11 protein-coding genes are annotated in these 12451 nt (G+C 71.7%); 5 read left to right on the forward strand and 6 right to left on the reverse strand.

The genetic code is table 11. The features are described 5' to 3' along the window. Positions 1-39 precede the first annotated feature (39 nt). Positions 40-462, forward strand: a complete 423-nt coding sequence (locus OG736_RS17735; protein ID WP_020132199.1) for a M67 family metallopeptidase — start codon at positions 40-42, stop codon at positions 460-462. A 34-nt stretch (positions 463-496) separates the two neighbouring features. Here OG736_RS17735 and OG736_RS17740 read toward each other — a convergent pair whose 3' ends face one another. Together OG736_RS17740 and OG736_RS17745 are read right to left on the reverse strand one after the other, a co-directional pair. Further along, entirely contained in the window at positions 497-853 is a 357-nt protein-coding gene (locus OG736_RS17740) for a hypothetical protein (protein ID WP_327183315.1), read from the reverse strand. 182 nt (positions 854-1035) lie between these two features. Then, entirely contained in the window at positions 1036-3384 is a 2349-nt protein-coding gene (locus OG736_RS17745; protein WP_327183316.1) for an immune inhibitor A domain-containing protein, read from the reverse strand. 368 nt (positions 3385-3752) lie between these two features. Here OG736_RS17745 and OG736_RS17750 point away from each other — a divergent pair, with 368 nt between their 5' ends. Further along, positions 3753-4112, forward strand: coding sequence for a hypothetical protein (locus OG736_RS17750; RefSeq protein ID WP_327183317.1), 360 nt, complete (start codon positions 3753-3755; stop codon positions 4110-4112). A gap of 66 nt (positions 4113-4178) precedes the next feature. Here the strand turns inward: OG736_RS17750 and OG736_RS17755 are convergent, their stop codons facing one another. After that, the gene (locus OG736_RS17755) at positions 4179-4898 is read right to left on the reverse strand and encodes an RDD family protein (protein WP_327183318.1); all 720 of its coding nucleotides are present in this window, start codon (positions 4896-4898) and stop codon (positions 4179-4181) included. A gap of 141 nt (positions 4899-5039) precedes the next feature. Continuing rightward, positions 5040-6788 carry an RDD family protein gene (locus tag OG736_RS17760; protein ID WP_327183319.1) on the reverse strand — a complete coding sequence of 583 codons (1749 nt, stop codon included), beginning with the start codon at positions 6786-6788 and terminating at the stop codon, positions 5040-5042. Between the two features lie 272 nt (positions 6789-7060). Here OG736_RS17760 and OG736_RS17765 point away from each other — a divergent pair, with 272 nt between their 5' ends. Then, positions 7061-7537 (forward strand): SsgA family sporulation/cell division regulator, encoded by a 477-nt coding sequence (locus OG736_RS17765; RefSeq protein ID WP_142264555.1) that lies wholly within the window; start codon positions 7061-7063, stop codon positions 7535-7537. Between the two features lie 49 nt (positions 7538-7586). Here OG736_RS17765 and OG736_RS17770 read toward each other — a convergent pair whose 3' ends face one another. Further along, a complete protein-coding gene (locus OG736_RS17770; protein ID WP_327183320.1) occupies positions 7587-8957 on the reverse strand; it encodes an FAD-binding oxidoreductase in 1371 nt (456 codons plus the stop codon). A gap of 98 nt (positions 8958-9055) precedes the next feature. Here OG736_RS17770 and OG736_RS17775 point away from each other — a divergent pair, with 98 nt between their 5' ends. After that, positions 9056-10543, forward strand: coding sequence for a tetratricopeptide repeat protein (locus tag OG736_RS17775; protein ID WP_327183321.1), 1488 nt, complete (start codon positions 9056-9058; stop codon positions 10541-10543). Positions 10544-10682: 139 nt separating this feature from the next. On the opposite strand, the gene hppD is transcribed toward OG736_RS17775, so the two are convergent. Beyond that, positions 10683-11828: a 4-hydroxyphenylpyruvate dioxygenase gene (gene hppD, locus OG736_RS17780; protein WP_327183322.1), complete on the reverse strand. Its 1146-nt coding sequence runs from the start codon at positions 11826-11828 to the stop codon at positions 10683-10685. A gap of 126 nt (positions 11829-11954) precedes the next feature. Here hppD and OG736_RS17785 point away from each other — a divergent pair, with 126 nt between their 5' ends. Then, positions 11955-12437, forward strand: coding sequence for an Lrp/AsnC family transcriptional regulator (locus OG736_RS17785; protein ID WP_142264559.1), 483 nt, complete (start codon positions 11955-11957; stop codon positions 12435-12437). Positions 12438-12451: the final 14 nt, after the last annotated feature.

Raw genomic sequence — 12451 nt, forward strand, 5'->3', positions numbered from 1 at the left:
CCTCGGTACGGAACGGCCCCTTTGCTTATCCTGGCGACCATGCTGACCATCACCCAGGCCCTGCACGACCAGATCGTCGCCCACGCGCGCAAGGACCACCCCGACGAGGCGTGCGGCGTGGTCGCGGGTCCGGCGGGCACGGACCGCCCGGAACGTTTCATCCCGATGCTGAACGCGGCCATGTCGCCCACGTTCTACGAGTTCGACTCGGGCGACCTGTTCAAGCTCTACCGCGAGCTGGACGACCGCGACGAGGATCCGGTGATCATCTACCACTCCCACACCGCCACGGAGGCGTACCCGTCCCGCACGGACATCTCGTACGCGAACGAGCCGGGCGCGCACTACGTGCTGGTGTCGACGGCGGACACGGACGGCGGGGGCGAGTTCCAGTTCCGCTCGTTCCGCATCGTGGACGCGGTGGTCACGGAGGAGGACGTACGGGTCGTCGAGGCGTACTGAGGCGCGCATCCGCGTTGCGGTGGCCCCCGCGCGCCTATGCCGCCGCCGTGCCCCGCAGCAGCGAGCGGATGGGGCGCCACAGCTCCGGCACGGCCACGACGCCGAGCGGGACACCGTTGCCGGGGGCCGTGCGCCAGATCAGGCCGTCCGGGTGGTGGAGCACCGCCGTGACCTCGTCCGGGGTGGGTGGCGCCGCGTTGCCGCGCAGGTAGACGGCCCGCAGGCCCAGGTTGCGGAGCCTGGTCAGGGCTCGGGCCCGGTTCTGGGCGTGGACCAGCACGCGGACGTCCGTGGAGGGGCCCGGCAGGCCCTCTCGGGCGGTGGGGCTGGGCAGGTTCAACGCCACCACCACCATGCCGTCGGGCAGCTTGCAGAAGCCTCCTGCGGCCATGCGGTCACACCCCCGTGCGCGTCGGTATCGAGGTCGTCGCCGGGGCCGGCGCCGAGGTCGCTGTCGATGTCGGTGTCGATGCAGGTGTCAATAAGAAGGGCACAGGAGGCACCTAAACACGATCGGCGGCAACCCGCCAGAGGGGTTGCCGCCGATACGCGTCTGACCTGCTAAAACGTCGACTACTTGGTCGACGGACCGACCTTCACCTTGATCGTGGAACCGCTGAGCGGCTCGTTGACGATCTTGATCGAGGTGTTGGTGTCAGTGACCTTGACGCCCGCGAGCGGGGTCGTCGCGTCGTAGTACGTGGACTTGCCGTCGTCGAAGACCGGGACACCCGGACGCGACTTGATCTTGACCGCGACGTCCGCCTTGTGCAGCGTGATCGCGTCCGTCCGGTACTGGCTGAAGGGCGAGTCGAAGCTCTGCAGACGGGCGTTCATCGCGGAGCCGTCGGCCCACTTCAGCGCGGTCGGGTGCGAGTCGATCGGGAGGATCAGGCCCTCACCCGGGTGCTGGCTGGTGTTGTCGTCCGCCTGCGAGGTGTCCCACTTCCAGATCAGCAGACCGTTCTGGTAGGCGTAGTGCTCCACCCAGTCGGGCCGGGTCGTCGAGAAGCCGAAGTTGTACGGGCCGACCTTGAGGGTCTTGTCGTACGACACGTACTGGCGGTTCTCGGCGATGTAGTACTGGGCGTAGTCGTCCGTGATGGACGCGCCGATCCGGGAGAAGCCGGTCGCCGTCCACGCCGCGTCCGCGGTCTCCGCGTTGTCGGAGAACAGCGTGGCGCCGTCCGCCGTCACCTTGATCTCGTCGGCCGCGAAGCCCTTCTGGGCCACGCCGCCGTCGGTGGCGTACCGGAAGCGGAGGCTGATCTTCTGGCCCGCGTAGGCGTTCAGCGGGAAGGTCAGCTTCTGGTAGGCGTCGACCGTGCCGGTGAGGGCGGGCTTGCCGCTGCCGTCACGCGGGACGGCGCTGCCGTCGGCCAGGGTTCCGTCGACCGGCGTCCAGTTGGCGCCGTCGGTGGAGACCTCGGTGTACAGGTAGTCGTAGTCCTGCTCGATGTCCCACCAGCCGTCCAGGGACAGCGAGGCCGACGTCTTGCCGGTCAGGTCGACCGCGCGGGTCAGGGTGTTGCGCAGGTCGTCACCGCTGCCGCTCCACCACTGCGTGGCGCCCTCGGCCGGGGCGACCACCTCGGTGGTGACCTCCTTCTCCGGCAACTGGACCACGAGGGCCTGGGCGTTCTTGGTGTTGTACTCCGCGACGCCGAGCGTGTGGGTGGACTTCACGCCCGCCTTGGCCACGTCGTAGTCGAGCCAGCCCAGCTGGAGCTTGTCCCAGGCGTTCATGTCGCCGGGAAGGTCGCCGATGGCCTCCTTGCCGGTGCCGAGCCAGGAACCGGAGGACATCAGGGTCCAGAAGCCGGTGGAGTTCTCGCCGCCGCCGGAGGTGTCGTACTCGTCCGGCAGGCCGAGGTCGTGGCCGTACTCGTGCGCGTAGACGCCGAGTCCGCCGTTCTCCGGCTGGATGGTGTAGTCGCCGACCCAGATGCCGGTGTCGCCGACCTGGGCGCCGCCGAGCTTGTTGGTGTCCGGGCCGGTGGAGCCGGCGTCGGTGCCGAAGGCGTACCAGCGGTGTGCCCAGATGGCGTCCTCGCCCTGGGCGCCGCCGCCCGCGGACTCGTCCTCACCGGCGTGCACGATCTGGAAGTGGTCGATGTAGCCGTCGGACTCGTTGAAGTCGCCGTCGCCGTCGTAGTCGTAGCGGTCCCACTGGTCGAACTCGGCCAGCTCCGCCTTGATCTCGGCGGCGGTGGCGCCGGCCGCCTCACGCTCGGCGACCCAGGCGTTGACGCCGTCCTGGACCGCGTACCAGGCGCCGGTGGAGGCGTTGTTGGAGCCGTACCGGGCCTCGTTGTAGGGGACCTTGACCCAGTCGGTCACCTCGCCGTCGACCGAGTAGCGGCCCGAGGACTGCTTCTCGTAGTACTTCTTCAGCGACTCGGTGTTCTTGCCGGTGCCGAAGTACAGCTCCTGGAAGTGCTTCTGGTTGTAGTCCGCCTGCCAGGCGGTGGAGTTGTCCTTGCTGCGGTCCGGCGCGGCTATCTGGTTGTGCAGCGGGCCGGCCGTGCCGCCGTAGCGGCTGTCGACCTGGTCGCCGAACTCGACGAGGATCGTGAAGATCTTGTCGGTCTTCTCGCGGCCGAGCTCGACGTACTTGCTGTCGCCCTTCCGGCTCTTGAGCTGGACGACCTTCGAGCCGTCCCGGTTCTTGACCGATGCCTCGCCGGATATGACCTGCTCGATGGCCTCCTCGCGCTGCGCCTCCTGGGTCTTGCTGAGCGGGCCGTCGAAGTCGTGCTCCTTGGCCTTGGCCGGCTGCGGGTCCTGCCGGTCCACCGCCGGGGCCTTCGCCGAGGTGTTGTCGGCGGCCTGTGCCACGGCGAACGTCGAGAACGTCGCCGAGGCCGCCGCAAGGGCGACGACCGTGGCGGCCGTCCTGAACGTCCAGGATCTACTGGTCACTTGATGTCCTCCCACGCACGCGTCCGGACGCGCGGAAAGGGGGGATCCCTGTCAAGGAAGGTCCGCGCGCTGTTATACGCGTGTAGTCAAGTGACGCCATTTGACTACTGGTTTACGAGAAAAGACAGACCTTGACTTGGACAAGTCAACTGCATTATTGGGAGTGGGTGTTCGCATTGCGGACATGTGACTGTAACGTGGCGGAGGCCTCGACAGGCGCGCAGGACAGTCCACTTGATGGACGTCATGACTCCGTGCGCCCCCTGTGCACCGGCACCGTGGGTTAGGTCACGCTTACCGTTCGTCCCGCTCGGGCATGCAGGCGATTAGAGTCGAGACCGCCCCCGCTTCCGAGGACACCGATTGCCATGCCTCGTCCGACTGTCGCACAGCTCACGTACGGTTCCTGCACCGTCATCTGCTCGACGCTCGCCATGCTGCTGCTGTCACAGACGAGTTCGGGCCCCGGGATCGCGGTCGTCGTCGTCGCCGCGGTCGCGCTCGGCGTGCTCGTCGCCATGACGGTGCCGGTGCCCAAGCCGTCCAGGGCCCCCGTGGCCCGCTCCACGACCCGTTCCGTGATCCGGCCCGCGGCCCGCTCCACAGTGAGCGTGCCCGCGAGCCGGCCCGAGCCCGTCACCGTTCCCGCGCGCGCCCCCGTGCACGCGTCGGTCCGGGCTTCGGTCGCCTCCTCGTCCGAGCCCGTCCGGGAGCCCACGGCCCCCTGACACACGTGCGCAGGACGGAGGGCCCGCACCTCGTGGTGCGGGCCCTCCGTCGTGCGCGCGGTCGGCTCACCGCGTGCTGACCACCACCGTCTTGGCCGCCTTGTCGTGCAGACCCTGCTTGTAGGGCTTGTCGAAGAAGCTCCAGCCACCGCAGATCGCCGTCCACACACAGGCGCAGCAGAACGCGAACGGCACCCACAGCACCAGGGCGCGGATCAGCGAGGTCTGCGTGGAGGGAGTGGAGCCGTTGTCGAGGTTGGCCACCCGCATGCCGAGCCACTTCTTGCCCAGCGTCTGGCCCGACTTGGCGGTCAGGATCGTGTCGTACGCGACGTACAGGATCGCGGCGAGGAGTTCGCGCCCGAAGGTCTTGCCGAACTCGATGTCGTCCGCGTCCACCGTGTACTGCGCGACCCCGAAGGCCCAGGCCAGCAGGGACACCACGATGAAGACGAGGATCATGTCGATGATCCGGGCCAGCGTGCGCTTGCCGCTGTCGGCGAGCGGGGGCATCCCGGAGAGCGGGTCGGCCGGGTAGCCGCCGTAGGGGTCGCCGCCCTGCGGCCCACCGCCGTACGGGCCGCCGCCGAAGGGTGGGGGCTGACCCGACCCGCCGCCGTACGGATCGTGCGATGCGTCGTACGGCGAGCCCTGCCCCGCACCGGACGGGGGCTGACCCTGACCGTACGGGGACTGCGGGGGCTCCTGCCGCGGAGGCCGCTTCCTGAACGGGTCGTCCTCCGGCGGCTCGCCGCCGCCGGAGCCGGGGGGCGGTTCGGTGGTCATGCCCCCGAGTCGACCGCGAACCCGCGGACTCCGCATCCGGCGAGCGGCCGTCCGGGGGACGGGGTGCCGGGGTACGGAGACACGGGGTGCGGGCGTACCCAGGTGCGGGCGAACGGGGCTGCGGGCGTACGGGGCTGCGGGTCAGCCGGCGACGAACGTGTGCGCCGCCTTGTCGTGCCAGCACTGCCGCCACGGCTTGTCGAACAGGCCCCATACGACGCCCACCACACCGACGACGAGCAGACCGGGCACGCTGTAGACCAGCCAGCGGCTCAGCGCCGCCCGGAAGGACGGGGGTTCGCCGCCCTCGATGTCCCGCACCTGGAGACCGAACAGCTTCTTGCCCAGCGTGCGGCCCCACTTCGCGGTCGGCACGGCTTCGTACACGATCCCGAAGACCAGCAGCACGGCGAGGACGATCCCGAGGTACACCGACGTCGTGCCGTCGAGCAGCCACACGGTGACGGTCTCTCCCGTGAGCTTGGCGGCGTCGACCTTCGCGGTCACATGGTCGAGGGCCTTCACTCCCAGCGGCACGGCGGCAGCGGCGGTGACGGCCGCGACGACGAGGGTGTCCACCAGACGGGCGGCCAGCCGCTTGCCGAGGCCCGCGGGACGGGCCTCGGACGCCCGTCGGGCTGCCGCCTGGAAGATGTCGTCGACCGGGGGCTTCCAGGGCGCGACGGGTCCGTCCTCGGCTCCCGCGAGCTGGTGCACCTGCTGCGCCCACGAGGACTGCCCGCCGCCGGGACCGGCGGCCATCGGCACGGCGCCCTGCGGGGGCTGCGCCTGAGGACCGCCGGCCTGCCGGGGCACGCTCGGAGCGCCCTGCTGGGGGCCGGCGACGGGGGCGGACGGAGGCGCCTGGGCGCCGGGCTGCGCGGCCGGCTGAGCACCGGGCTGCGCGGCCGGGAACCCCGTGGGGCCTTGCGGAGCCGGGGCCGGGGCAGGAGCGGGCGCGGGGGCAGGAGCGGGGGCGGGGGCGGGGGCAGGAGCGGGGGCGGGCGCGGGTGCGGCGGCCGCGACGTGTGCCGGGCCCTGCTGGGCCGGGACGCCCGGGGTCTGACCCGCCGCCGCACGCTCGGCGGCCGCCTTGCCGGCCCCGAAACCGGGCTTGGCGGGGGCGGCGGAAGCCGCTGGGGCGGCCGGGAAGGCTGAGGCGGGGTCGCCGAACCCAGGGGTCCCGGGGGCCGGCGCGGGGCCAGGGTTCTGGGCGGCGGCGGGGAACGCGGGCGTGTCACCCGCCGGGCCGGGCGTGCCCGTCGCCTGCGCGCCGGACGCGCCGTCCTGGTGGCCCGTGCGCGGGGTCGGCGCGCGGAAAGTGACCGTGCCCTCGTCGGGGACGGGTCCCGGGGTGGCGGAGGCACCGGACGCGGGAGCGGCGCCGCCCGCCGTCGGCCGGCGGAAGACGAACGTGCCCCCGGAGACCACGTCCCCGGCGCCGGCACCGTCCTCCGGTTCCGCTGGCGGGATCGTCGACGTGCCGTCCGTGCTCGTGGACAGGCCCTCGGGCGGTGCCGGGGCGGGCGAGGGCACCCTCGGGTCGGCGCCCTGCGGGGAGCCCCAGGAGACCCGGCGGTCCTGGTCGCCGCCGAAGCCGGACTGGTGGGCGCGGTCGGCGCCCCACGCGGAGGCGGGCTCGGGACGGCCGCCGTACGGTTCCGCCGGTGCCGGGTCCTCGTCGAAGAAGTGCGGGCCGGTCTCCTCCACGGAGGCCGGCGGCGAGCCGGGCGGGGGCGTGAGCGGGCGGCCGTCGGAGGGCGCCGGCCGGCTGGTGCCCGGTACCCAGGAGGCACCGTTCCAGTACCGGACGTATCCAGGGATGGACGGGTCCGGGTAGTACCCCTCGCGGGGCCTGTCGTCGCCGGGTGCCGGGGTTGGGGCGCTCATGTCCGTCGTCCCGTATCTGCTCGGGGGTGGGATGGGGGGCTCCACATCTATCAGACCGACGCAAGCCCCACTGCCAGTCCTGTCGGACCCGCCCCTTTCCGGGCAACCCCGTGCACGCTCTTCACACGTTCGGAACGCACGCCGAAACCCGGGTCCGGAACCCGCCGAAAAAAGTCCGCCGAACCCGCGTAATGGTTCCGGGCCGAGCCCCTCTCCACTCGTACGGGCCCACCGCGGGTCCGCGCGAGGTCCGTCTCGAGAGGGGAACCGACATGCATCACACCGTGGTGGAACGCGAACTGGAGCTCAAGCTGATCCTGTCGCCGGAGCGCAGCATCCCGGTCCCGGCCCGGCTCGCCTACCGCAGCGACGACCCGTTCGCCGTCCACGTCGCCTTCCACATCAACTCCGAGCACCCGGTCGACTGGACGTTCGCCCGTGAACTGCTCGTGGAGGGCGTGTTCCGGCCGTGCGGGCACGGGGACGTGCGGGTGTGGCCGACGAAGGTGGAGGGGCGCAGTGTCGTGCTGATGGCGTTGAGCTCGCCCGACGGGGACGCGCTGCTCGAGGCGCCCGCGGCGCAGGTGTCGGCCTGGCTGGAGCGGACGCTGCGGGTGGTGCCCCCGGGGACCGAGGGTGAGCAACTCGGGATCGACGACGGTCTGGCCGAGCTGCTCGCCCCGACTCCCGCGGACGACCTGTGGCTGTGCGATCCGTGGCCGTCGGACGAGTCCGTGGACGGGGAGTGAGGCGCGGGCCCGGGTCCCGGTCCCGCTCTCGGAGCCGGTCGCGGCGGTGTCAGAACAGTTTGCCGGGGTTGAGGATGCCCAGCGGGTCGAAGGCCGCCTTGACCGCCCGCTGCATCTCCACGCCCACCGGGCCGATCTCGCGCGCCAGCCACTCCTTCTTCAGCACGCCCACGCCGTGCTCGCCGGTGATGGTGCCGCCGAGTTCCAGGCCGAGGCCCATGATCTCGTCGAAGGAGTCGCGGGCGCGCCGGCACTCGTCGGGGTCCGCCGCGTCGAAGCAGACCGTGGGGTGGGTGTTGCCGTCGCCCGCGTGGGCGACGACCCCGATGGTCAGCCGGTGCTTCTCGGCGATGCGCTCGACGCCCTCGAGCATCTCGCCGAGCCTGGACCGGGGCACGCACACGTCGTCGATCATCGTCGTCCCCTTGACGGCCTCCAGGGCGACGAGCGACGACCGCCGTGCCTGGAGCAGGAGTTCGGACTCGGCGAAGTCGTCGGCGGGGACCACCTGGGTGGCGCCGGCCGCCTCGCACAGCGCGCCGACGGCGGCGAGGTCGGCGGCCGGGTCGGGGGTGTCGAAGGCGGCCAGCAGCAGGGCCTCGGTGGTCTCCGGGAGCCCCATGTGGGCCAGCTCGTTGACGGCTCGGACCGTCGTACGGTCCATGAGTTCGAGGAGGGACGGAACGTGTCCGCCGGCCATGATCCGGCACACCGCGTCGCAGGCGGCGGCCCCGGACGCGAACTCGGCCGCCAGCACCAGTTGCCGCGGCGGCTGCGGCCTGAGGGCGAGGACCGCCCGGACGACGATGCCGAGCGAGCCCTCCGAGCCCACGAACAGGCGGGTGAGGTCGTATCCGGCGACGCCCTTCGCCGTGCGGCGGCCGGTGGTCATCAGGCGGCCGTCGGCGAGCACGACGTCCAGGCCGAGGACGTACTCGGCCGTCACCCCGTACTTGACGCAGCACAGGCCGCCCGACGCGGTGCCGATGTTGCCGCCGATCGTGCACATCTCCCAGCTGGACGGGTCGGGCGGGTAGTAGAGGCCGTGTTCGTTGACCGCGCGGGAGAGCGCCGCGTTGACGACGCCCGGTTCGACGACGGCGATCCGGTCGACCGGGTTGATCTCGATGATCCGGTCCATCTTCGTCAGGGAGAGCACGACGCAGCCCTCGGAGGCGTTGGCGGCCCCGGACAGTCCGGTGCGGGCGCCCTGCGGGACGACCGGGACGCGCAGCTCGGTCGCCGTGCGCATGACGTGCTGGACCTCTTCGACGGTGCGTGGCAGCACCACCGCGGCGGGAGTGCCGGCGGGGCAGAAACTGGCCATGTCGTTGGCGTAGGAGCCCGTGATGTCCGGGTCGGTGAGGACGGCCTCGGGGGGCAGGCCGGCGAGCAGACGGTCGACGAGGTGACGGCTCATGATCACAGGTTCGCACCCGGGGCCATCGGTGTGAACCCCGTCCGCCCGACCCTTCGGCTGACGTCGTACGGTCGTCGTACTGACGCACAGTGAGCGCCATGGAGAACAGCGCCATGGAGAACGCAGAGCGCGCCGCCGAGGAGCGCGCCGCCCCCGAAGAGGCCGCCGCGGGCGACGCGGCTCCCGCGGCCACCGGCAGGGTTTCCCGGCTGCGTCGGCGGCTGCTCGTCGGCTCGCTCGTGGGGTGTCTCGCGCTGGGCGGCGGGGTGCTGCTGTGCCTGCCCGGCGGGGAGCCCGCGGTGCGTCGGGCGTCCGCGCCTGCTCCGGGGGCACAGGCGGTCACGGCGGTCCGTGCGGGGGTGCCGGCCGCGCTGCCGGATCTGGCGGTGCTGATCGACGAGCGCGAGAGCCGGGTGCGGGCGCATCCGCGGGACGCGCGGTCCTGGGCGGTGCTGGGCACGGCCTATGTCGAGCAGGGCCGGCGCACCGCCGACGCCGCCGCCCTGTACCCGAGGGCCGAGCAGGCGTTGCGGACCTCGCTGAAGGTGCGTCCGAAGGCCAACGCCGAGGCCCTCGACGGTCTGGCGGCGCTGGCGAACGCGCGGCATGACTTCCGGGCGGCCGTGTCCTTCGGCGAGGCCGCGCGCGGGCTGGCGCCGAAGCGCTGGACGACGTATCCGCAGCTGATCGACGCGTACACCGGCCTCGGCGACTACAAGAAGGCCCGCAAGGCCCTCGACTCGCTGACGGCGCTGCACTCCGGTCCTGCCGTGCGGGCGCGGGCGGCGGGCGTCTACTGGGACCGGGGCTGGCGTGAGGACGCGCAGGCCGCGCTGGCCGACGCGGCGGCCGGTGCCACCTCCCCCGCCGAGCAGGCGGCCTGGCTGGAGCGGGCGGGGCAGCTGGCCTGGGAGCGCGGAGAGCGGGCGGACGCCCTGCGGCACTTCCAGGAGGCGGTCAGGATCGACCCCGACCAGCGGGCCGCGCAGGCCGGACAGGGGCGGGCGCTGGCGGCTCTGGGGCGGACCTCGGAGGCGTTGAACGCGTACCAGGTGGCGCTCGCCAAGCAGCCGTCGCCGGGATACGCGCTGGAGCTGGGCGAGCTGTACGAGTCGCTGGGGCTCACGCAGGCGGCGCGCGTGCAGTACGACCTGCTGCGGGCCCGGGTGCGGCAGGACGCGGCGGGCGGGGTGGACGGGGAACTGGTGCTCGGCCGGTTCGAGGCCGACCACGGGGATCCGGCCTCGGCGGTACGGCGGCTGCGGGCCGAGTGGCGACTGCAGCCGGGGATCGCGGTCGCGGACGCGCTGGGCTGGGCGCTGCACCGGGCCGGGGACGACAAGGAGGCGCTGAAGTTCGCCATGATCGCCACCGACCGGGTGCACGGGGGCGCCATGCACAGCGCGCCGTACATGTACCACCGGGGCATGATCGAGCAGGCGCTGGAGATGGCGGGGCCGGCCCGGCGGCACCTCCAGGAGGCCTTGCAGATCAATCCGTACTTCTCGCCACTGCTCGGCCCGGTGGCCCGGGCGGCGGTGGCCCGGCTGGGCGGCGAGCCGGCCCCGGCCGAGCTGCCCGAGTAGGGGTCGCACCGCCGCTCTCCGGCACCGCCGCTCTCCGGCACCGCCGCCCTCCCGATCGACGCGTCACGGATGGCCGGCGCGCCGCGGGTGATCAGCGCCCGTTACGCGTGGTAAAACCCGTTACGCGTGGTCAGCGCGGTTACAGGTTGCCGCGCTTCTCCTGCTCGCGCTCGATCGCCTCGAACAGGGCCTTGAAGTTGCCCTTGCCGAAGCCCATCGAGCCGTGCCGTTCGATGATCTCGAAGAAGACGGTCGGCTTGTCCTGGACCGGCTTGGTGAAGATCTGGAGCAGATAGCCGTCCTCGTCGCGGTCGGCGAGGATCTTCAGCTCGCGCAGGGTCTCGACGGGGACGCGGGTGTCGCCGACCCACTCGCCGAGGGTGTCGTAGTAGGAGTCGGGGGTGTCGAGGAACCGGACCCCGGCCGCCCGCATCGTCCGTACCGTCTGCACGATGTCGTTGGTGTTGAGCGCGATGTGCTGGACGCCGGCGCCGCCGTAGAACTCCAGGTACTCGTCGATCTGGGACTTCTTCTTGGCGATGGCGGGCTCGTTGATCGGGAACTTGACCTTGAGCGTGCCGTCCGCGACGACCTTCGACATCAGGGCGCTGTACTCGGTGGCGATGTCGTCGCCCACGAACTCCTTCATGTTCGTGAAGCCCATGACCTTGTTGTAGAAGCCGACCCACTCGTTCATCCGGCCGAGTTCGACGTTGCCGACGCAGTGGTCGATCGCCTGGAAGGTGCGGTGGGCGGGCGGTTCGACGATCGGCTCGGCGGCGGCGAAGCCGGGGAGGTAGGGGCCGTCGTAGCCGGAGCGGTCGACGAGGGTGTGGCGGGTCTCGCCGTAGGTGGCGATCGCGGCGAGGACGACGGTGCCGTGCTCGTCCTTCAGCTCGTACGGCTCGGCGACCGAGCGGGCGCCGTGCTCGATGGCGTAGACGTACGCGGCCCGCGCGTCGGGGACCTCGATGGCCAGGTCGACGACGCCGTCGCCGTGCTCGGCCACGTGCCGCTCGAGGAAGTGGCCGTGGCTGGTGGCGGCCTTGATGACGGAGGTCAGGACGAAGCGGGCCGAGCCGTTGGTGAGCACGTACGAGGCGGTCTCGCGGCTGCCGGTCTCCGGTCCGGAGTAGGCGACCAGCTTCATGCCGAAGGCGGTGGAGTAGTAGTGCGCCGCCTGTTTGGCGTTGCCCACGGCGAAGACGACCGCGTCCATTCCCTTGACCGGGAAGGGGTCGGCCTGCCGGGCGGTGTCGGGAGTGTGGTGTGTGGTCTGCGTCATAGCCGAAGCCTCGCGCCGGGCAGCAAGGTGCGCAATAGTTCGCTTCATCGCTGGGCAATGTGTTCAGTGGTCCGGCGGTTTCGACCGTCTTTCTGTACAGGGTGACCATCTCGGAGGCGGGCGGGTATGGCGATCGACCGACTGGACGGCCGGATCATCGTGCTGCTGGCCCGGGAACCGCGCCTGGGGGTGTTGGAGATGTCCCGGCGGCTGGGAGTGGCCCGGGGGACGGTGCAGGCGCGACTGGACCGGCTTCAGTCGAATGGAGTCATCCGGGGATTCGGCCCCGAGGTCGATCCGGCGGCGCTCGGCTACCCGGTCACGGCGTTCGCCACGCTCCAGATCCGGCAGGGGCAAGGAGCCGACGTGCGGGCCCACTTGGGGACCGTGCCGGAGGTGCTGGAACTGCACACCACGACCGGCAGCGGGGACATGCTGTGCCGGCTGGTGGCCCGTTCCAACGCCGATCTCCAGCGGGTGATCGACCTGGTCGTCGGTTTTGATGGCATTGTCCGGGCCTCCACCGCGATCGTGATGGAGAACCCCGTTCCGCTGCGGATCATCCCGCTGGTGGAGCAGGCGGCCGAGGACGACCGGGACAGGCCCTGACCCAGCGGACCTGA

Source organism: Streptomyces sp. NBC_01334, from assembly GCF_035983595.1.
GTDB lineage: Bacteria > Actinomycetota > Actinomycetes > Streptomycetales > Streptomycetaceae > Streptomyces > Streptomyces coriariae.

Excerpts from the sequence above, each read along its gene's own strand:
- OG736_RS17735 (WP_020132199.1), top strand. The coding sequence starts at position 40 with ATGCTGACCATCACCCAGGCCCTGCACGACCAGATCGTCGCCCACGCG.
- OG736_RS17740 (WP_327183315.1), bottom strand. The coding sequence starts at position 853 with ATGGCCGCAGGAGGCTTCTGCAAGCTGCCCGACGGCATGGTGGTGGTG.
- OG736_RS17750 (WP_327183317.1), top strand. The coding sequence starts at position 3,753 with ATGCCTCGTCCGACTGTCGCACAGCTCACGTACGGTTCCTGCACCGTC.
- OG736_RS17755 (WP_327183318.1), bottom strand. The coding sequence starts at position 4,898 with ATGACCACCGAACCGCCCCCCGGCTCCGGCGGCGGCGAGCCGCCGGAG.
- OG736_RS17760 (WP_327183319.1), bottom strand. The coding sequence starts at position 6,788 with ATGAGCGCCCCAACCCCGGCACCCGGCGACGACAGGCCCCGCGAGGGG.
- OG736_RS17765 (WP_142264555.1), top strand. The coding sequence starts at position 7,061 with ATGCATCACACCGTGGTGGAACGCGAACTGGAGCTCAAGCTGATCCTG.
- OG736_RS17770 (WP_327183320.1), bottom strand. The coding sequence starts at position 8,957 with ATGAGCCGTCACCTCGTCGACCGTCTGCTCGCCGGCCTGCCCCCCGAG.
- OG736_RS17775 (WP_327183321.1), top strand. The coding sequence starts at position 9,056 with ATGGAGAACAGCGCCATGGAGAACGCAGAGCGCGCCGCCGAGGAGCGC.
- hppD (WP_327183322.1), bottom strand. The coding sequence starts at position 11,828 with ATGACGCAGACCACACACCACACTCCCGACACCGCCCGGCAGGCCGAC.
- OG736_RS17785 (WP_142264559.1), top strand. The coding sequence starts at position 11,955 with ATGGCGATCGACCGACTGGACGGCCGGATCATCGTGCTGCTGGCCCGG.